This window comes from Mesorhizobium sp. M8A.F.Ca.ET.161.01.1.1 (assembly GCF_004792105.1).
In the GTDB taxonomy this organism is placed as follows: Bacteria; Pseudomonadota; Alphaproteobacteria; order Rhizobiales; family Rhizobiaceae; genus Mesorhizobium.
On record NZ_SRTD01000001.1, the window covers coordinates 647068 to 665456 of the forward strand.

An 18389-nucleotide genomic window follows, 5' to 3' on the forward strand; every position below is an offset into this window, starting at 1 on the left:
CAAGATCGGCGGTCGGAAAAAACTCAATCCGAAGGCAATACAGTCGATGATCGATCTCCGTGTTTGCTCCAGCGCAAACAGGCGGCAAAATGGTCGATTATAGTCAAAAACAATTTTCGAGACCGGGTCGGCCGACTGGAAAGGCGCTGCGTCTGTTCGCGTTGCGAACGGCCGCGAAAAGTCTGCCCTAGCAGCGAAGAAGATATGAAACAGAACGTTCCATTGAGTAGTATTGACGACGGCTCCCGGCGCTTTGCCGACATGGCGGTTGTCGGCCGGCTGGCAAACTTGATCAAGGGCGCCCAGCTAGATTGTGAGTGCCGTTTTAAGCTCGACGAGACGCTGGCGCGATTTGCGGCTCTGGAAATCCGACGAACTGCCCGCGAACATCTTGCCAATGCCCGCAGTCAACGCGAACGCATCGAAGCCATTCTCTTCTTCCTGCAGGACCTCGATGAAATGGGCGCTGCCGAACGGGATCGCAGCGTCTACATGGATCTCGCACTCCTGTTTGACGATATCGCGAGCACCGCAAAGGAGGGTGCATTTTCGATGCGGCAACTCAGTTTATCTTCGGTGCAGACCGGGCCATAGGCGATCAGCCGCAAGAGCTGGTGAAGGCTGCAGGCGGCCCTGCCGACCCGGTTCCGCCGATCGCGGTCCAAACAGAGCCCGCGAAACTCAACACATTTCACAAAGGAGAAATCGCGTGAAGAAATGCATGATGCCAACAGTTGCCATGGTCCTCTTCGCCGCACCGGCGCTTGCCACAGGAATGCATTCCGGCACTGAGGGCGGCCATGAAATGATGACTATCGGTCAGCCGGGCATGGCTGCCAAAGCAGCCCGTACCATCAGGATAAGCATGATCGAGAATGAAGATGGATCGATGGCGTTCGATCCGGTTTCAGTCACCGTAAAAAGAGGCGAGACAGTGCGTCTCGCCTTCACCAATCAAGGCGAATACGACCACGAGTTTGTCATGGACACGCATGAGCAGGTGATGGAGCATAAGGCCGGGATGGAGAGGCTTCCCGACATGGAACACGCCGACCTCAATGCGATCCGCATCGGCCCCCAAGGAAAAGGCGAGATCGTCTGGGCCTTCACAAGCGTCGGCAAGTTCGAGTTTGCCTGCCTGATACCGGGTCATTATGAGCTTGGAATGAAGGGGGCCCTCACGGTCACTGCCAACTGAGTCTTGAGGTGACCAGATCGGTCGATCGGCGTGTGCGGCCTCTTTTCGTAGAGCTCGACATCACTGCGCAGGTTGAGGTCTTCCTATCTCGATCAGCCATTCTGGTGGCCCCGGTCTAAGGCAAACCCAGATGTGTTCGCCAGCAAAGAACGCTTCGAACTGACGCCTGAGTCTATCAGGATCAGGATCAAAATCGAGAACGACCACGAATGTCTGACCGGGTTTGAGTCCGTCAAACATTGACAATACAGCGGACTGCTTCCTTTCAGGTGGAAGTTTCCGTACGTCATATGTCGCGCCTTTCGACGTCTGCAAATTCATTTCTGTCCTTGCACGTTTAGCCAATCCATCAGGATGATCACGCGGCTGCGACTTTCTTTTCGCCCCAACGCGTGAGCTTGTCGCCCGGGTCGACGCCCGCCCAGCCAACCAGCCGGGCAGCCATCTCGACCACCATTTCCTCAATCGAGGCCAGCTTGACATAGAACGGCGGTACCGGCGGTGCGATGACTGCACCCATCCGTGCGAGTCTCAGCATCGCGTCGAGGTGCCCTTCATGGAGCGGCGCCTCGCGAGGCACCACGACCAGCCGGCGCTTTTCCTTCAGGACGACATCGGCGGCCCTGGTGAGAAGGTTGTCGCCTAAACCGTGTGCCATAGCCGCCAAGGTCCGCATTGAACAGGGAACGACGATCATGCCATCCGTTCTGAAAGAGCCGCTGGCGATGGGTGCGGCCAGGTCCTGATAGGAATATGCGTGGTTGGCGACAGACGTCAGTTGGGCAAGGCCGTCGACGCCGAGCTCATGAGCGACGGCCAATCGCGCGCCCTTGGAGACGACGAGATGCGTCTCCACCCCGGCCCTGACCAGTTGACGTATGGTCTCCAGCGCGAGCACGGAGCCGGATGCACCTGTGACACCGATTATCAGCCGTTTGGTCATTGTTGCCCCTGCGCGGTCGTCTGCGAAAAAAACCCGTTCCATCGTTGGGATACCTGCTCCTCGATATCGGCTGACATCGTCAGCTCCCTTCCCCATTCGCGAGAGGTCTCGGATCCAATCTTGCGCGTCGCATCGAGCCCGATCTTTCCTCCAAGTCCTTCGAGCGGTGACGCGAAATCGAGCTGATCGATAGGGGTCCGATCCACCTGCATCAGATCGCGCGAAGGATCCATTCGGGTGGCGACCGCCCACATCACGTCCGGCCATGATCGAATGTCGATGTCGTCATCAACCACGACGATCATCTTGGTCATCGAGAACTGCGGCAGCAGGGACCAGAACCCCATCATCACGCGCCTGGCCTGTCCAGCATATTTCTTGGCGATCGAGATGACCGCAATCCTGTAGGAGCAGGCTTCGGGTGGAAGCCACACGTCGATGATTTCCGGTATTTGTTGGCGCAGGAGCGGCTTGTACACATCGAGCAGTGCCTCGCCGAGAACCGAGGGCTCGTCGGGCGCGCGCCCGGTGAACGTGGTCAGGTAATTTGCCCCGTCGCGAACGCGAACACGCTTGAGCTTGAACACAGGATATCGTTCCGGCGCGTTGTAGTATCCGGTGTGATCGCCGAAAGGGCCCTCCAGCGCATCTTCTGTTGAAGAGACGGCACCTTCAAGCACGATTTCCGCACTGGTTGGCACGTGAAGCATGATGCTCTTGCAGGGCGCCAATCCGACTCGGCGGTTGTTGATCATCCCGGACAGTGCCAGCTCCGACACACCTTCAGGCGCCGGCATCACCGAGGCGATCAACGTCGCGGGATCTGCCCCGATGACGACCGCCACGGGCATCTCGAGACCCCTCGCCTGCCACATGCGATGGTGGGCTGCTCCGCCTCGCATGGGCAGCCATCTTATGATCGCACGATCACGGGCTAGCACCTGCATCCGGTATATGCCCAGATTGTATGTACTCGGGTCGTCCTCGCCAGGCGGGCGAGTAATGACCACTGGCCATGTTATGAGGGGGCCGGCGTCTCCCGGCCAACAAGTCTGGACGGGAAGAAGCGAAAAATCCGGATCGGCGTCTCGCCACTCTCTAGGCGGGGAGACGATCTTCGGCCGCGCCACGAGTGCACCGCGCGCAGCAGGCAACATCTGTCGGGCCTGACGAAGGTTCTGTGGGGCCTGAGGCGATCTCATCCACGCAAGGAGCGCGCCGAGGGTTTCTAGACCGTGAAGGTCAGTGCCAAGTCCCCAGGCTACACGTTCCCGGGTGCCGAAAAGATTTGCGACGACGGGAAAGGCTGACCTGACGCCGCGATCGTCGACAGGCGCCGTAAGGCGGAGCGCCGGGCCTTTCGAGGCAATCACCCGCTTGTGTATCTCGGTCAGTTCGAGCCGTGTCGAAACAGGCACACCAACCTCACGAAGCTGCCCGTTCCGATCAAGGAACGAAAGGAATGAGCCGAGATCTGAAAACAGGGGAAGGCAACGGTGATGCATGGCGAAATCCGGCTCGACCGGATCGTCGGGCGAACAATTTTGCCATCAGGGCTGACGAAGAACTTTGCGCTAGCGCAAAGAGCAAACGATCCGTCCCCGCTATTTTCCCCTCTCACATCATTTCCGAGGAAGGCGATCGAGGCAAAAGGATTTCACATGGCAGGCAATCTCATGAGCGAAACTGTCGAAGCTTGGCGGTCCGTAATTTCCCTTCTCGCGGATCGCCGGCAGAGCAGGGCAGCGACAAGAGAATTTTGGGCAATGGGTTTGGATGAGTGCACAGGCATCTTGAATGACATCGGTCTGTCGCGAAGCGAATTCGACGAAGCCATGCGGCTACCTTACGCTTCGCAAGACCTTCTTTCTTCCGCGATGCGTTCGATTGACATCGATCCTGACAGCTTTCAATCGCTGCAAGCCGCGCACCGTTTCATGTCACGCATCTGCATCACCTGCCAGCATCGCCGCCAGTGTCATGGCCACCTGGCCGCCTTCGATTTCGAAAGTCACTATCAGGATTTCTGTCCCAACAGTGTGAATTTCGCGGACTTGCAGGCAGACGGACGCAGCCAGTCGATAGCCGGAAAGACCTGCGGAACGATCTCATGTGGATAGGATGTACTGAATGGTGACGATTAGCACGGAACCGAGATTGCCGGCGGTCGTTCGCCATCTTTTCCCGGCCTTCGCCGGCTTGCCACTCGGGCCGCTGCTCACGCTGTCCTTGCGCTCTTTGGCCGGGCGACAGCCTCGATTGTTCGACCGCTTGGGCGAACATCGAACAGCTTGCTATTTCATCGACCCGGTCGACCTCGGCTTCGCATTTACCGTCGTACCGGACGCAGAGCGTTCGATCGTTCGTGTCGTCAGGAAAAGTGAGGCCGCGACATCAAGCGTCCAGATCAGAGGACCTATTCTGACACTGTTGAGCCTGCTCGACGGCACGCTTGATGGCGATGCGCTCTTCTTCAGCCGGATCATCTCGATCAGCGGCCGCACGGAGGCGGTGCTCGCGCTGAGGAACACGATCGAGGATGCCGAGCTTCGCCCGGCGGATCTGCTCGGCTTGCGCGGCGCACTGGCTCGTCTTGTCGATACGGGAATTCTTGGTGCGCTGGGTGTCGCGCGCCAAATGGCTGATCGAAATTCCAGACGCGAGGCGCCAGAGGCATGACAAGCGGACGCATGGAACTTGTCTGCCCGGCCGGAACCCCCGCTACGCTGAGGGCAGCCGTCCAGGCGGGTGCGGATGCGGTGTATTGCGGATTTCGCGATGAAACGAATGCCCGGAATTTTCCGGGACTCAACTTCTCCGGGGAAGAACTGGCCGAGGGCGTCCGCTTCGCGCATGACCACGGCAGCAAGGTTCTCGTCGCCATCAACACATTCGCGCGCGTCAACGATGTCGGCCTCTGGAAAAAGGCAGCGGACACGGCGGCCGAATGCGGCGCAAATGCCATCATCGCGGCGGACATAGCCGTCCTTGATCACGTCGCCAAGAACCATAAACAAATTCGTCTTCATCTGTCGGTACAGGCTGCGGCAGCAACGCCGGAAGCAATCCGATTCTATGCGGATAGCTTCGGCATCCGTCGCGTCGTCCTGCCGCGTGTGCTTTCGGTCCAGGAGATCGCGGCGCTCAATCGTGCCATCGACGTGGAAACGGAAGCATTCGTGTTCGGCGGCCTTTGCGTGATGATCGAAGGCCGATGCTATCTCTCTTCATACGCGACGGGAAAATCGCCAAATCTGAATGGCGTCTGTTCGCCACCCGAAATGGTGAGTTACGACGACGAGCCGAACGGCACGGCGGCACGGCTTTCAGGGTTCACGATCGACCGCTACGAGCCAGGCGAGCCAGTGGGCTACCCCACCTTGTGCAAGGGCAAATTCAAGGCCGGCGGCAAGACCTCCTATTTGTTCGAGGATCCCGTCACCCTGAACGCCGGCGGGATGATTGCCGGGCTGAAAGCCGCCGGCGTAACCGCCTTGAAGATCGAAGGACGCCAGCGTGGCAAAGGTTACGTGACGGAAGTGGTCCGTGCCTTCCGGAAGGCCGTTGACGCCGTCGAGCAAGGTGGCGACGCGATCGAAATCGATCGGATTCTTGCTGGCCAGTCGGAAGGTTCCCGGCAGACAGCAGGAGCGTATAGCAAGAAGTGGAGATAGGACTTTGTCCGCAATTGCGTTGACGCTTGGGCCGGTCTTCTTCCACTGGTCGCCCGACCGCCTCTCGGATTTCTACCGCAGGATAGCAGACGAGGCTCCGATAGACCGTGTCCATGTCGGCGAAGTCGTATGCGGCAAGCGGATGCCGTTTTCCGATCCTGTATGGCCTGAGATCATCGAACGCCTTGAGCGCGCCGGAAAGGAAGTGGTGCTGTCCACGCTGGCAGCACCGGCGACCGTTCGGGAACGCAGAAGCATCGAGGACCTCTGCGGCGACGAGCGGCTGGTCGAAATCAACGATGTCACCGCCCTGCCGTCACGCTCCGGCAAGCCCTTCGTGACCGGTCCTTTCCTGAACGTTTATAATGAAGCTTCCGCGCGGTTCCTCATCCAGCGCGGTGCCACAACGATATGCCCGCCGGTGGAATTGTCGCTCGCCGCCGTCGGCGCCATGGCCGGCGCATGTCGCGAGGCAGAATTCGAGATCTTCGCCTTTGGCCGGCTGCCGCTCGCGCTCTCCGGCCGATGCTACCACGCGCGCATCCATGGCCTTCACAAGGATTCGTGCCAGTTTACCTGTGAGAAGGACCCGGACGGTCTTGCCGTAGACACGCTCGACGATCAGCAGTTCCTCGCGATCAATGGCGTTCAGACGCTCTCCAACCAAGTGCAGGCCTTCTGCCCCGCACCTGCGGATCTCACCTCCAGAGGCGTCCGGCGCATCCGCCTTTCTCCGCACACATGCGACATGATCGAGGTGTCGAGGACCTATAGAGCGCTTGTCGACGAGGCGGAGGATCCCAAGGCTGCTCGCTTCATCCTCTCGTGCCTCGATCTGCCCGGCACGCTCGTCGATGGATACGCCCATGCCAAACCCGGATGGCAGGCGACCGCTTCGATCTGAAGATGGATCTCGAACGGAAAAAAAATGACCCAGATTGCAATCGTTACGGTGTCAGACCGTGCAAGCCGCGGCGACTATGAAGATCTTGGCGGGCCTGCCATCGAGCGCTGGCTTCGACGTGTCGTAGCATCGCCTTGCGTCTTCATCCGTCGCTTAGTCCCCGACGGCGTGGAAAGTGTCCGGAATGTGCTCATCGAGCTTTGCGACCAATGCGGCGTTGATCTTATCCTGACGACGGGAGGGACCGGTCCATCTCCGAGGGATCTTACCCCAGAGGCAATGCAACAAGTCATCACCAAGGAACTTCCCGGTTTTGGCGAACTCATGCGGCAGGCCAGCTTGCGGCAAGTCCGCACAGCCATTCTTTCACGTCAGACTGCGGGAGTGCGCGGCCGTTCGCTGATCATAAACCTGCCAGGCAAGCCGGCTTCGATCGACGTATGCCTGAACGCCGTCTTTCCTGCCGTGCCTTACTGTCTCGAACTGATCGGCGCAGCGCCAATCATACCCGAGCGATGTTCGGATGATCTCGCATCGACAGCGCCTTTTGATTAGGAGCTGTGGAGAATCACCTGATCCATAGGATCGTAGCTGCGAGGGGCGACAACGTGAGAATTCCCGCCTGTTTTCTCAAGCGAGTTGCGACGCGTCGGACCTGTTTGAGCTTTAAGAAGCAACATTCGACCAGGGTGGCTTGGCGTAGCGCGGCGTCTTTGTTCATTGAGCCAAATGCCCTGAACTCAGCCGCGCCGCACGCACCTAGGCTTCCCGCTGGGAAGCCAATGGCGGCAGCTTGCTGATCTGCTCCTCTTTGTTCCAGCGCAAAGACGCGGACCTTTATCTGGGCAATTCATGGTCCAACGGTTGGCACTATTTCGTCCTCGTGACGGTGCGTCGCGGCGAATGGGCTCGCTCTGAGTTTCAAAGCCGTTGTGTTGAAAATGCATGGAGCTTCGTCATGAACACCCAACTCTCAGGTCCAGATTTATGGGAACGCACCGTCGGCGAAATAGCCGCTACGCTGCCCGGCGCCACCGCCGTTTTCCGCAAATTCAAGATCGACTTCTGCTGCAACGGCGATCTCACCCTCGATGGCGCCGCGCACCGGCGCGGAGTCGATCCCAACGAGCTTGAGCGCGCGTTGGAGGCGCTTGGTACCGACACCTCGGGGACAGCGGCGCCGGCTGCGATGGACAGCGACGAACTGATCAACCACATCGAAGCCTGCTACCACGAGGCGCACCGGCGCGCTCTGCCCGAGCTCATCGCCCTGTCGCGTAAGGTTGAGGCGGTGCATCGCGAACATCCGAAGGTGCCGGCCGGCCTTTCGGATGCGTTACGGCAGATGCAGAGCGAACTGGAGCAACACATGGCCAAGGAAGAGGCCATTCTGTTTCCAGCAATGCGGCAGTGGGGCAAAGGCAAGTTCGACATCCCGATTTCGGAACTGCGGCACGAGCACGACGACCAGGGCACCTTGCTTCGGCTCCTCGAAAGCCTCACCGACGACTTCGCCACGCCCGACGGAGCCTGCCGCTCCTGGCAGGCGCTCTACGTCGGCACGGCTCAGTTTGCCGAAGACCTGATGGAACACATCCACCTGGAGAACAACATCCTGTTCCCGCGGTTCGCGGCAACGGAGAGCCGGGCCTAGCCGCCTAACGTCGACGACGATTGCAGCTATGCGGATCGCCTAGCGAATCCTCGACTGTGGGCTTGGCGCTGGGTGACGTAGCCACTGTTGTCGTCAACACCAACTCACTATGGACCGACGCGCCTTTCCAGCTCGTCCAACCTGTCCCTGATGTCGTTGGCATCGGCCAGGTTGCTCAAGTCAGCTTGCAGTGCGCTGTGAGAACGTCGTTCTGAAGGCCTACTACTTCGATCCGCGCCGCCCTCGAATGTCCGTTACGCCGCCAAGGCTGCTTTGACCTCACGGTACCGGCGGGCGTTTTCGAGTTCGGCGGGGTGGATATTCGGCTTGCCCATGTATCTGCCTCGAGTCATTCGTTGCACGATGGCGACCGCCTCTTTCAGCCGACGGCAAATCTCGGCGAACTCTGCTCGCATCGCAGGAAAAGGCGAGTTCTCAAGATCGCTCCTGCATAACGACTTCAGACACAAATGGTTCAGGGACTAAGGTCCGGGAAGCACGTGAAATGTGGTCGGGATCGTCATTTACCTGGGTGATCGACCCCTAGCTTTCGGTCCAAAGCTCTTCGCCGTGCCGCTATCCTCGTTTTGGGCGCGTGATCGATTGGCATACCCCTGCCCTCGCAGCTATCCCACGACGTATTCGCGAAACTTCAAGGGATCTGCCCTGCTTACCGATTGATGTAGGCCGGCATCGGCGGTGAAAAAGCATGGGAGAGAACCGCCTGGAAAGCACGGAGGCAATCCAAGCTTTGGAATGAGAGCAGTGTTGCTGGAGCGTAGACGTATTTGCATGACTATTGTCCTTCAGCTCACTGCAGCGAGAATGCGTTCGGGTACCAGCGGCAAATCTGTCAGTTCGGTGCCCAGAGCGTCATTGACGGCGTTGACCACAGCCGCCGCAACCGGAATTGTCGCGATCTCTCCGACGGCTTTGGCGCCGAAGGGGCCGGTCGGCTCACCCTCTTCGATGAGCAGGACTCGCATCGGCGGCATCTCGGACGCGTTGACCAAGGTGTAGCGGCTGAAGCTATCGCCACGCATCCGGCCAGTGACGCGGTCGATCGCGACGTCTTCGTAGAGCGCATAACCGATACCGATCTGGATACCCCCGTGGATTTGACCCTCCACCAGCATCGGGTTGATCGCTCGACCGACGTCATGGGCGGCAAGATAATCCGTTACCCGCACGCGGCCTGTGAGCCTGTCGACCTCCACTTCCGCAAAATGCGCCGCGTATGAGCCAGGATTGGCCTGGGCGCGATAGATTTCGGTCGCCGCGGGCAGCTCTTCCCCCCGTGCGGCTAGGCGAGCAGCGAGATCGGAGAGCGCCAGGCCCGAGCCGTCCGGGCGGCGCACTGCGCCCGCCTCGAGCCGCAAACCACTGGCTTCTGTATTCAACTCCAGGACCGCAGCAGCCCGGATCGCTTCCGCGAGCGCGATGCCTGCACGTCGGATTGCTTCGCCGCAGATATAGGTCATGCGACTGGCCCGTGTGCCGAGATCATATGGACAGCTATCGGTGTCGGCGGGAACGATGGCAATGTCGCAAGCCCTAAGACCCAACGTCTCGCCTGCGATCTGCGCAAGCGTCGTGTCGGCCCCGCAGCCGAGGTCGTGGAGCGCGCAGACAAGTTCCGCTCGGCCGTCGGGCAGGAGCCGCAGCGTCGCCGTAGTCTCCTCGTGGAAACCGGGATAGCAGCCGTTGATGTGTGTGGCCGAGGCTACCCCTGCCCCTCGCCGCCACCGCCCACGCCCGGCATCCGCCCTCCGGCGCCCCTGCCAGCCGAATGCATCGGCCCCGCGTATCAGACATTCTCTCCCCCGAGCGTTGCCGACGTTGAGCCCCTGCCAAGGTTCAATCGCGTTAGGCTCGATCAGATTCCTCAGCCGCATCTCCACCGGATCCACCCCCAGCCGCCGCGCGGATATGTCAAGCGTGATCTCGGCTATCGTGTGGATCTGGGGGGACCCGTAACCGCGAAAAGCGCCTGCCGGGACGGTGTTGGTGTAGACTGCGCGGCCCGTGTAGCGCTCGGCGGGAACGTCATAAAGCCGAACCAGCCTTTGAAGCATCGAACTGGGAAGATAGTTGCCGCCGGTGCAATAAGCGCCGATGTCCACCAGCGTCTCGGTGTCGCGCGCCAGGATTCGGCCGTCGGAGCTAAGCGCGATCCGCATCCGGCCGACGACGCTCGACCGCGTGCGGGTCGCTGTGAAGGTTTCATGCCGGTCGTAGCGGATCATCACAGGCCGCCCCAGCGCCAGCGCGAAGAACGCGCACAGCGGATCGAGAATCGGCTCGGCCTTGCCGCCGAAGGAGCCGCCGATGGGGGTCTTCACGACGCGTATCTGATCCTGTGGCACTCCCAATGCCTGGACGACGACAGCCTGCACGGCAAAAACGCTCTGACACGGTGAAAGGATCAGGATTCGGCCGTCGGGTTCAGGTTTGGCAATGCAGGCGTGAGGTTCAATGGCACAGTGATGGCTGCGCGGCATCGTGACATGTGTTTCCACCACCAGGTCAGCCGCAGCAAATCCCGCATCAAGATCGCCATGCGTGAAGCTTTCGTCGGCCACGGGGTTCATGAAAGCGGGAATGCCATCGTCCCGCATCACTGGCCCGGCGTGAACGAGCGCGGCTTCAGGATCAAATATAGCGGGGAGATCTACGTATTCGACTACGACTAGCCGTGCCGCGTGCCGCGCGATCTCCTCCGTCTCCGCAACCACAGCCGCAACCCGGTCGCCAATATGGCGCACCACCGGCGGGAACATCCGCTCGTCCGCCAGCGCCTCCTGTCCGGCGAACCAGATCGAGCTGTTGTAGTATCGTGAGGGCGTGTTTTCATGCCAGAAGACTGCGTGTACGCCCTCTACCGCCAGTGCGGCCGTGGCATCGATAGAGGCGACGCGGGCATGAGCACGTGGGCTCAGAACGAGCGCGCCGTGCAGCGATCCTTCGACATGCAAATCGGCCGTGAAGCGCAATGCGCCCGTGACCTTTGCCACACCGTCAACGAGCGGCACGCGACGGGAAATCTGATTCATCCCGCCGCTTCCTCGAAGAGCCGATCACGCGGGCTCAGCCCCATGGCCTGCGCAATTAGGTCGAGTCCCAACCCTGCGACCGCGCGGCGTTTGTGGAGTTGCGAATTCCGGCCGGGAATGGCCGTGTCGACCTCGTCGATCAACGCCGCAATGAAGTCGCGCAACGTGGCGGCCCCGAGCTTACGGCCCGCGAGCGCCACCTCTGCCCGGTGTAGTCTGCTAGAAACGGGACCAAGCGCTCCAGCTGCGACCCGCACGACGCCGAAATGGTTGCTCTGAAACTCCGCCAGCAGTGCGAGATTGAGGCGCGAGATGGTCATGTCCTGCCGAGATCCGAGTTTGACGAAGGCGCTTCGCGGCAGAAGGCCACGCTCTGGCAAGATCACTTCCGTAATCAGATGACCGGAGTTTGGAAGGTATTCGCACAGCGCGGCCTCGTATTGTGTCCCGTCGTGTTTGAGCAACGCCAGTCTTGTTCCCGCGGCGACCAACACGGGCATCAAGTCAGCGGCTGGGGCGGCATTAGCGATGTTGCCACCGATGGTGGCCCGGTTGCGGATCTGGACCGACCCGCACTGTGCGGCAGCCTCGCATAGGGCCGGAATCCGCACTCGCAGCCTGCAATCCGCGGCAAGCGCTGCGACAGTGGTGGCACCTCCGATACGAACATCCGTGCCATCCGTGGAAATGAAGGCCATGCCCGCCACGCGCGCGAGATCAATGAGCAGTCCGGTTTCAGGGAGCGGACGGCCCGCGATCAGCATATCCGTCCCTCCGGCGACGAAATGCACCGGCCCCGCTTCCGCGGCGAGCGTCGCCCGCAACTCGGCCATATCGACAGGCGCTGAGACCGCGAGCGCATTCATCGCTCTGCCCCCTGGCGCGCGGCAGCTGCGGTAGCGACCGCCTGCACGATGGTCTCGAAGCCGGTGCAGCGGCAGATATTGCCTGCCAGTGCATGGCGGATTTCGGCTTCGCCTGGGCTGGGATTGGCATGCAAGAGTCCCTCGGCTGCCAGCACCATCCCCGGCGTGCAATATCCGCACTGCACTGCACCCATCTTCAAGAAGGCCTGCTGCAGATCGTTGACGCCGCTCCCACAGAGTCCCTCGATGGTGGTGATTTCGCGCCCTGTGGCTTGAAAGGCGAGCATCAGGCAGGAATCAACCGGCTGGCCATCCAGCAGCACCGTGCAGGCGCCACACTCGCCTTCGCAACAGCCTTCCTTGACACCCGTCAGGCCAAGGACGTCGCGAAGAAACCCGCTCAATCGGGAGATTGGCGAAATCTCCGTCTCGATCGCCTGACCGTTAACCTTCAGCGACATTCTCATGGCGAGGAACCATCCTCGCCTTTGATGTTTCGAAGGTTAGCTAGGCGGCGGCCAGACCAGTCGGTGGCGACGAAAAAGAATGCTTGCAAAGTGCTGCCGGACGTTGGGCTGGTCATCAGCTGCCGCAGCAACAATCGCAGCCAGACGATTGCGGTCTGCTGATTTCGACGCGCCAGACCTCCGGCCCTCGCTCAAGGTATTCCCAAGCGAATACGCCGGGATATCTGGCCTCGATCTGATAGTGCAGAGGTCGTGGGTCGTGATCGTTGACGATGATGAAAGAAGAACCCTCGGCCAACGCGGTCGCCACCCCGAAGATTCGCGGGTGACGATCTATCGGGGCGATGGTCCGCACGTCGATCAAGAGTGTCGATGCAAGTTCTGGGTCTGCCATGTCGATTGAATTCCCGGCCGCCAGAAACGTTGGAGCCAGGAGACGGCGGCGATGGTCGATCCCGGTGCGAAAATCTACCCCGTGGTCAGCCAGCCTATTTGTCGAAACGCAAACAATTCCGAGAATCCTGGAGGGACTGGGAAATTGCCGCTTGTTGACATTTTCCAAAGAGCCGTACGGGCGAACGGCTAGTATGACTGACGTTCCGTCCGTCCTGAGAAAATAGGAGATGCCCGTCCTTCCTCATTATACCAGCGACCCAACGGCTCCGCGTTCTCGCCCGCAAGTGGGGTCCAGGTACCTATGCCGACTGGGTGGCGACTTCCTAAAGGTGAGCCAGTATCGCTTCATCTCCACATCCCCTTCTGCCGATTGGCGTGTTGGCACTGCCGTTGCCACACCACCATCACGAGAAAGGACGAGCCTATTCTCGATTATCTCGCAGTCTTGCGGGAGGAGATTCACTTGGTAACCGATCGTGGCAGAGCCGCCTGACAATGCGGGCAACTAGACTTGTTCCTTTGCCGCCTATCCGCGCTCCCCGATTTTAAGACTTGACGTGCGTCCATAGAACGTCTTGCGAAAGAACATACGCGTCTACGCCATCGAGGCGTCGGACCGCACCGGCAATTGTCTCCACGTCCATCAAGCTGAAGGCGGTCGACAGCGCATCCGCAATCGTGGCAGTCAGCGCGACGACGCTCAGGCTCGCATAGCGTTGTGGAGTGGATCCGGTTCGCGGATCAATAATATGGGTAAACCGGCCGTCTTCATCGAACTGAAAGCCGGCCGGGCTCGAGGTGGCGACGGCGCTGTCCGTCAGCGGTAAGACTTTCAGAATCGAATCGGAATTAGAGGGATCAGTTATGCCAATGCGCCAAGGCCGGTCCTCCAGCGCCGATCCGATCGCACGGCTTTCGCCCATGTCGACGAGCGCGTGCTCAACGCCGCCGGCACGCAGCAGATCGACAACCTTATCCGTTACGTAACCTTGCGCGATGCCGTTGAGCGTGAGCGCCGACCCGGCCACGGGCAATTCGATGCGGTCTTCCGAATAGGCCATCTTGTCAAAGCCGACCCGATCAAGTGCCTCCTGTATGACCTGACGCGAGGGCCCGGCGGCAGTGGCTCGGGGATCGGAAAAGTGACGTTGATACGCGATCCACAATGGCTGAACCGTAGGATCGAAGGCGCGCTCGGTGAGACGCCAGACGTCTTTGCAACAACCAAGGATTTCGACGAGATCCGTTGCTGGCGAGACCAGGAATCCTTGGCGATTCAGTCTCGTAAGGTCCGAATCCTCGCGATAGAGGCTGAAAATCCTTTCCAAGCGGCGGACTTCGGCGGCAACTTGGTCAACGAGCCTCAAGGCCAAGGCTCGGTCGGGATGGTTGATGAGCAGCGTTGCCTGGGCGCCCATAGCTTCTCCGCGCCACGAGACGGCCGACGGTGTCGCCAGAGCTTTGCGAGCGAGCGGAAGCAGCGCCATTCCAGCAGCAGCAGCGGTTATGCCAATGAACCGACGGCGAGACATATGGGAGATCATAGCGCCCTCAATTTGCGTTGTCGGGATCAAGCGATTGCGGGCCCGAGCTGCCATAGGAAGCCGTCTCGGACTCCTGCCCCAGAACGTAACCGCGCGGCAGGTCGGCGAAGTCCAAGACCTGACCGCCATGCTCATTGGCAAAAGCCCGGGCGGATTCGCTGGAGGAGAAAGGCACCGCTTCCGCCGTTCCCATGCCACCTTTCCTGTCACTGCCGATGACGAAAAATGCGTCCTTGGCATTCACCCAGTTGTTGATGCCTGGATTATCCCAGTTGGGTGCCTTCGCCATGTCGGACACGTAGATCGCCCGAATGTCCTTGGGTTCCTCTGGCAGCATGGTAAAGGCGATCGTGTCGCGGGCCGAGGAGAACCAGATGGGCTCGTCGTACTTGGCAAGGATAACCTGCCCTTTCGGGCCTGGATGTTCGAGGATGTTCATGCCGCAATAGCGGCCCATCGCATCTTCGGTCATGGCGAACGGCGCCGGCGTCTTGTCCGGGCCGCGCTGACAGCCGGCTATGGCTATGAGGCTTCCGGCGAGGAGTGTCAGTCCCAAGCGCATCCTCACAGCTCCCTCCTCGAAAATATGAAAGCGGCGGCCGCCATCGGCGCCACCGTCCACGCTGCTAATGCCGCCACGAGCGAAAAAGAACCGAGCGCGACACTCTGGACGGTTCCAGCCATGCCGGATGCCGAACTGATGTCGGCAGTACCCATGAGGTTCAGCAGCCTGTACGCATCGGTCGGATTGAGAAGAAGCAGTGCATTTAGCATGCCGGCAGTCACGAATCGCCCCTGATCTGCTACCAGCAATCCCAGCAACCCCATGTCGTAGATCAGCACGAACAGGAGCCAGATGCCGATCGCGATCCCACTCGCGGTTCCGTGGTCGCGTGAGACCGCGCTGACCAGATAGCCGATCGCCACGAACACGGCTCCGAGCAGCACCGACGAGGCCGTCATTGTTGCGAAGGCGAACCAACTGGCGCCGCCGATCGACTTTCCAGTCGCCGCCAGCGCAATCGCGGCAACGCCATACCCAATGAGGGTCGCAAATGCCAGGATCGCAAGATGGCCAAGGAACTTGCCGAGAAGCACTTGCCAACGCCGGACGGGATAGCTCAGCAGCAACGTCATCGTGCCGCGCTCGATCTCGCCGACAATCGCATCATGGGAGATCAGTAAGGCGATGAGCGGAACGATGAATATGGTGAGACTGGCCAGGCTCACCACGACCACGTCAAGAGCGCCGGCCCCGACATTGCCAGTTGGCGCACTGCCGAGAAACGTCAAGGTTAGCGCGAGCGCCGCCAACAGTGCTGTCGCTGCCACCACCCAGCGGTTTCGCAGCCCTTCGCGGATTTCCTTGACGGCCAGAAGCGCGATCGTACTCATGCTGATGGTCTCCCGCCGAGGAAATGGGCATAAAGTTCATCGAGGCCGGGCGGCACCATCTCGATGTCGTCGAACGGCACGTCGGCGCCAGCTGTCCGGCGCAGGAACGCGATCTTGCTATCGGGGGACGCGTCCAATTCGATAGTATGGCCGTTCACCTGTCGGAGATCCGGCCGATTTCCCATCCAGTCCCTGATGCGCTGGACGCCGCCGTCGGTAGCCCTCATCCGAATGACCGTCGGCAGGCGAGCGATCCGCCGCAATTCGTCGAGCGACCCGTCCGCGATCTTCTTGCCTTCGTTCATTATAATGACGCGCGTGGCGTTTCCTTCGAGTTCGTTGAGGGCGTGCGACGACAGAAGGATCGTTGTCCCCGCATCCCGCATTTCACGCACGATCCGATAGAATTGCTGGCGCAGTTCTGGATCGAGGCCGGTGGTCGGCTCGTCCAGCAGAAGAACCCGCGGCGTTCCGATCAGCGCTTGCGCCAATCCCAGCCGCTGCCGCATGCCCTTCGAGTAAGTTCCAATGCGTCGGTCCGCAGCATGCGCAAGACCGATTCGATCCATCAGCTCGTTCACGGAACGCGGGCTCTCGCCCTTCAATCCAACGTAGAAACGAAGCATTTCGCGGCCGGTCAGAACCAGATTGAACGAAACGTTCTCCGGCAGATAGCCAAGATGTCTGCGAACGGCGGAATTTCCGGCTGACGTATCCTGCCCCAGCACGGTTACGGAACCTGATGTGGGGCGGCTCAGCCCAAGCATGAGCTTGATCAGGGTCGTCTTGCCCGCACCGTTGTGCCCAACGAGGGCGACGGTCTCAGCATCACTCAGTGCGAATGAAACTTCATCGACGGCCCTGACTCTGCCAAAGTGCTTGGCAACGGAGTTCAATTGAATGTTGACGCTCATTGGCTCTCCTCCGTGTCGGCCGGCTTCATCAGTGGATGGCTGTCGACGACGCCGCCGGGAAAGACTGCGGGAAATCGGGTCTGCGCCCAGCGGATCACCTGCACCGCGGGGCTATTGACGAGAACCTTCGCCGCCGGCGCTGTCCACAGGACCTTGTCGATCATATCGTTCGGCCGGTAGGAGTTGTCGCCGATGCCGTCGCCGTTCAGGTCGAAAGCCGGGTTGTCGCTCCAGTAGTTACCTCGGCCGCCGCTCGACCAATCGAGGTAGCGCGTACCGACATATTTCACCTGGTTTCGATTGCGGATGAAGGCGTTACCGGCCATCTCGTTGCCTTCCGAACCGGCCGTAAAATGCACGCCGATCTCGCAACCCTCGAATCGATTGCCGCGAAAGCGGTTCTTGTTTGCATTATAGATGAACACGCATTTCTCGGGGCCTAGGCGGGTAATGGCCCCTGTCGCAGTCACCACCCCGTCCGCGTCGCCCGCAGGAAGTCCGTCCGTGTCGGCGAAACGCTGTCCGTTGCTCGCCCATCTGCCGATCGGCTGCCTTCGGCCGCGGACCACGTTGCCGCTTATTTCTGAGCCATTGGCATAATTGAACAGCAGCCCGTTATCGCGGTCGCCGTCGGACAAATTGCCCGTGACCCGCAGCCTGCTGGAATACATGATGGCGTAGCCAACGACATTGCCGACTGAAACGTTGTCGCTGATCACGCTGTCGTTTGTGTACATGTAATGAATGGCGAACCGCACATCGTGGAAGATGTTCGCGCTGAATTCATTGTGTTTGCTGGCAGTCGCGAAAATGCCATCGCGTCCAAAGCTGATCTGGTTGCCCACGACCTTGGCGCCAGGCGCGTTCCAGACGGAGACGCCATTTCCAGCCTGGTTCGTCCGCCCTGTGCGCATGCCCTCTATGCGGTTGCCCCTAGCGACGGCGCCCGCAGCGCCATGGAGATATATTCCGTAGAGGTTGCCGAGGATCGCGTTTCCCTCGACGATCGCGCCCTTGGCGGTCTCTTTCACGAACACGCCGGCGTCCATCGCATCCAAGTTGGATCCGGAACCGACAATCTCCAAACCGCGCACCGCAGCATTCGCTGTCTCCACGGTGATAACGCTTCCCTGGCCATCACCTTCGACGATTGCTCCTGCCTGGCCTTGCAGCGTCACCCGTTTGGTGATGGAGACCGGACCACGGTGCCTGCCGGTTGCCAGCAACAGCACGTCGCCGGGCGCGGCGGCATCGAGGATCGTTTGAAGGGGCGTCTCATCGGCCGGCACGGCGATTTCCGCCGCACCGGCATTGCTACCGGGAATGGCGACAAGAAACGCCGCCATTCCCAAAGTTGCGAGGGTGGCCAATCGAGCCATGC

19 protein-coding genes and 2 pseudogenes are annotated in these 18389 nt (G+C 60.3%); 9 read left to right on the plus strand and 12 right to left on the minus strand.

Features of this window, described 5'->3' with window-relative positions; translation table 11 throughout:
• The first annotated feature begins 204 nt into the window (after positions 1-204).
• Both EN804_RS03325 and EN804_RS03330 read left to right on the plus strand, forming a co-directional pair.
• Positions 205-594, plus strand: coding sequence for a hypothetical protein (locus EN804_RS03325; RefSeq protein WP_135900590.1), 390 nt, complete (start codon positions 205-207; stop codon positions 592-594).
• A 127-nt stretch (positions 595-721) separates the two neighbouring features.
• Positions 722-1198 carry a plastocyanin/azurin family copper-binding protein gene (locus EN804_RS03330; protein WP_135901013.1) on the plus strand — a complete coding sequence of 159 codons (477 nt, stop codon included), beginning with the start codon at positions 722-724 and terminating at the stop codon, positions 1196-1198.
• A 358-nt stretch (positions 1199-1556) separates the two neighbouring features.
• Here EN804_RS03330 and EN804_RS03340 read toward each other — a convergent pair whose 3' ends face one another.
• Both EN804_RS03340 and EN804_RS03345 read right to left on the minus strand, forming a co-directional pair.
• Complete coding sequence (locus tag EN804_RS03340) at positions 1557-2141, minus strand: UbiX family flavin prenyltransferase (protein ID WP_135900592.1); 585 nt, start codon at positions 2139-2141, stop codon at positions 1557-1559.
• A complete protein-coding gene (locus EN804_RS03345) occupies positions 2138-3646 on the minus strand; it encodes a UbiD family decarboxylase (protein ID WP_135900593.1) in 1509 nt (502 codons plus the stop codon). Before EN804_RS03345 ends, EN804_RS03340 begins: the two co-directional genes overlap by 4 nt.
• Between EN804_RS03345 and EN804_RS37090 the strand changes: the two genes are divergently transcribed.
• From EN804_RS37090 to mog, 5 genes are read left to right on the plus strand one after another with little or no spacing between them, the layout of a single operon-like run.
• Positions 3641-4261 carry a hypothetical protein gene (locus EN804_RS37090; protein ID WP_189524432.1) on the plus strand — a complete coding sequence of 207 codons (621 nt, stop codon included), beginning with the start codon at positions 3641-3643 and terminating at the stop codon, positions 4259-4261. The two genes, EN804_RS03345 and EN804_RS37090, sit on opposite strands and share 6 nt — an antisense overlap.
• Positions 4262-4271: 10 nt before the next feature.
• The gene (locus tag EN804_RS03355) at positions 4272-4820 is read left to right on the plus strand and encodes an SCP2 sterol-binding domain-containing protein (protein ID WP_135900594.1); all 549 of its coding nucleotides are present in this window, start codon (positions 4272-4274) and stop codon (positions 4818-4820) included.
• Positions 4817-5815, plus strand: coding sequence for a peptidase U32 family protein (locus EN804_RS03360; protein WP_135900595.1), 999 nt, complete (start codon positions 4817-4819; stop codon positions 5813-5815). Before EN804_RS03355 ends, EN804_RS03360 begins: the two co-directional genes overlap by 4 nt.
• A 4-nt stretch (positions 5816-5819) precedes the next feature.
• Positions 5820-6719: a U32 family peptidase gene (locus EN804_RS03365; RefSeq protein WP_135900596.1), complete on the plus strand. Its 900-nt coding sequence runs from the start codon at positions 5820-5822 to the stop codon at positions 6717-6719.
• A 24-nt stretch (positions 6720-6743) separates the two neighbouring features.
• On the plus strand, positions 6744-7274 hold the full coding sequence (gene mog, locus EN804_RS03370; protein WP_135900597.1) for a molybdopterin adenylyltransferase: 531 nt from the start codon (positions 6744-6746) through the stop codon (positions 7272-7274).
• Positions 7275-7287: 13 nt separating this feature from the next.
• Here mog and EN804_RS37880 read toward each other — a convergent pair.
• Positions 7288-7407 (minus strand): annotated as a pseudogene (locus tag EN804_RS37880) (IS5/IS1182 family transposase); the annotation flags it as partial.
• A gap of 105 nt (positions 7408-7512) precedes the next feature.
• Here EN804_RS37880 and ric point away from each other — a divergent pair.
• A complete protein-coding gene (gene ric, locus EN804_RS03375; RefSeq protein ID WP_246693355.1) occupies positions 7513-8373 on the plus strand; it encodes an iron-sulfur cluster repair di-iron protein in 861 nt (286 codons plus the stop codon).
• An 806-nt stretch (positions 8374-9179) separates the two neighbouring features.
• On the opposite strand, the gene EN804_RS03380 is transcribed toward ric, so the two are convergent.
• The 4 genes from EN804_RS03380 to EN804_RS03395 all read right to left on the minus strand — a co-directional run bounded on the left by EN804_RS03380 (position 9180) and on the right by EN804_RS03395 (position 13153).
• Positions 9180-11426 carry a molybdopterin cofactor-binding domain-containing protein gene (locus tag EN804_RS03380; protein ID WP_135900598.1) on the minus strand — a complete coding sequence of 749 codons (2247 nt, stop codon included), beginning with the start codon at positions 11424-11426 and terminating at the stop codon, positions 9180-9182.
• Positions 11423-12292, minus strand: coding sequence for an FAD binding domain-containing protein (locus tag EN804_RS03385; RefSeq protein WP_135900599.1), 870 nt, complete (start codon positions 12290-12292; stop codon positions 11423-11425). Before EN804_RS03385 ends, EN804_RS03380 begins: the two co-directional genes overlap by 4 nt.
• Positions 12289-12759: a (2Fe-2S)-binding protein gene (locus EN804_RS03390; RefSeq protein ID WP_135900600.1), complete on the minus strand. Its 471-nt coding sequence runs from the start codon at positions 12757-12759 to the stop codon at positions 12289-12291. Before EN804_RS03390 ends, EN804_RS03385 begins: the two co-directional genes overlap by 4 nt.
• Before the next feature lie 115 nt (positions 12760-12874).
• Positions 12875-13153, minus strand: a complete 279-nt coding sequence (locus EN804_RS03395) for a DUF2249 domain-containing protein (protein WP_135900601.1) — start codon at positions 13151-13153, stop codon at positions 12875-12877.
• 229 nt (positions 13154-13382) lie between these two features.
• Between EN804_RS03395 and EN804_RS38795 the strand changes: the two are divergent.
• Positions 13383-13642: pseudogene (locus tag EN804_RS38795) on the plus strand (coproporphyrinogen III oxidase); the annotation flags it as partial.
• Positions 13643-13700: 58 nt separating this feature from the next.
• Here EN804_RS38795 and EN804_RS03405 read toward each other — a convergent pair.
• From EN804_RS03405 to EN804_RS03425, 5 genes are all read right to left on the minus strand, one after another.
• A complete protein-coding gene (locus EN804_RS03405) occupies positions 13701-14573 on the minus strand; it encodes an FAD:protein FMN transferase (protein ID WP_246693356.1) in 873 nt (290 codons plus the stop codon).
• Positions 14574-14706: 133 nt separating this feature from the next.
• The gene (locus tag EN804_RS03410) at positions 14707-15261 is read right to left on the minus strand and encodes a nitrous oxide reductase accessory protein NosL (RefSeq protein WP_135901015.1); all 555 of its coding nucleotides are present in this window, start codon (positions 15259-15261) and stop codon (positions 14707-14709) included.
• Between the two features lie 2 nt (positions 15262-15263).
• A complete protein-coding gene (locus EN804_RS03415; RefSeq protein WP_135900603.1) occupies positions 15264-16094 on the minus strand; it encodes an ABC transporter permease in 831 nt (276 codons plus the stop codon).
• Entirely contained in the window at positions 16091-17008 is a 918-nt protein-coding gene (locus EN804_RS03420; protein ID WP_135900604.1) for an ABC transporter ATP-binding protein, read from the minus strand. Before EN804_RS03420 ends, EN804_RS03415 begins: the two co-directional genes overlap by 4 nt.
• Positions 17005-18387: a nitrous oxide reductase family maturation protein NosD gene (locus tag EN804_RS03425; RefSeq protein ID WP_135900605.1), complete on the minus strand. Its 1383-nt coding sequence runs from the start codon at positions 18385-18387 to the stop codon at positions 17005-17007. The genes EN804_RS03420 and EN804_RS03425 overlap by 4 nt, the downstream gene beginning before the upstream one ends.
• Positions 18388-18389 lie beyond the last annotated feature (2 nt).

Bases quoted from the DNA above. Each gene is read 5' to 3' on its own strand.
- EN804_RS03380 (WP_135900598.1), bottom strand. From the start codon at position 11,426: ATGAATCAGATTTCCCGTCGCGTGCCGCTCGTTGACGGTGTGGCAAAG.
- EN804_RS03390 (WP_135900600.1), bottom strand. From the start codon at position 12,759: ATGAGAATGTCGCTGAAGGTTAACGGTCAGGCGATCGAGACGGAGATT.
- EN804_RS03410 (WP_135901015.1), bottom strand. From the start codon at position 15,261: ATGCGCTTGGGACTGACACTCCTCGCCGGAAGCCTCATAGCCATAGCC.
- EN804_RS03425 (WP_135900605.1), bottom strand. From the start codon at position 18,387: ATGGCTCGATTGGCCACCCTCGCAACTTTGGGAATGGCGGCGTTTCTT.
- EN804_RS03420 (WP_135900604.1), bottom strand. From the start codon at position 17,008: ATGAGCGTCAACATTCAATTGAACTCCGTTGCCAAGCACTTTGGCAGA.
- EN804_RS03415 (WP_135900603.1), bottom strand. From the start codon at position 16,094: ATGAGTACGATCGCGCTTCTGGCCGTCAAGGAAATCCGCGAAGGGCTG.
- EN804_RS37090 (WP_189524432.1), top strand. From the start codon at position 3,641: ATGCATGGCGAAATCCGGCTCGACCGGATCGTCGGGCGAACAATTTTG.
- EN804_RS03405 (WP_246693356.1), bottom strand. From the start codon at position 14,573: ATGGGCGCCCAGGCAACGCTGCTCATCAACCATCCCGACCGAGCCTTG.
- EN804_RS03355 (WP_135900594.1), top strand. From the start codon at position 4,272: ATGGTGACGATTAGCACGGAACCGAGATTGCCGGCGGTCGTTCGCCAT.
- EN804_RS03325 (WP_135900590.1), top strand. From the start codon at position 205: ATGAAACAGAACGTTCCATTGAGTAGTATTGACGACGGCTCCCGGCGC.
- EN804_RS03340 (WP_135900592.1), bottom strand. From the start codon at position 2,141: ATGACCAAACGGCTGATAATCGGTGTCACAGGTGCATCCGGCTCCGTG.
- mog (WP_135900597.1), top strand. From the start codon at position 6,744: ATGACCCAGATTGCAATCGTTACGGTGTCAGACCGTGCAAGCCGCGGC.
- EN804_RS03395 (WP_135900601.1), bottom strand. From the start codon at position 13,153: ATGGCAGACCCAGAACTTGCATCGACACTCTTGATCGACGTGCGGACC.
- EN804_RS03385 (WP_135900599.1), bottom strand. From the start codon at position 12,292: ATGAATGCGCTCGCGGTCTCAGCGCCTGTCGATATGGCCGAGTTGCGG.
- EN804_RS03345 (WP_135900593.1), bottom strand. From the start codon at position 3,646: ATGCATCACCGTTGCCTTCCCCTGTTTTCAGATCTCGGCTCATTCCTT.
- EN804_RS03360 (WP_135900595.1), top strand. From the start codon at position 4,817: ATGACAAGCGGACGCATGGAACTTGTCTGCCCGGCCGGAACCCCCGCT.
- EN804_RS03330 (WP_135901013.1), top strand. From the start codon at position 722: ATGATGCCAACAGTTGCCATGGTCCTCTTCGCCGCACCGGCGCTTGCC.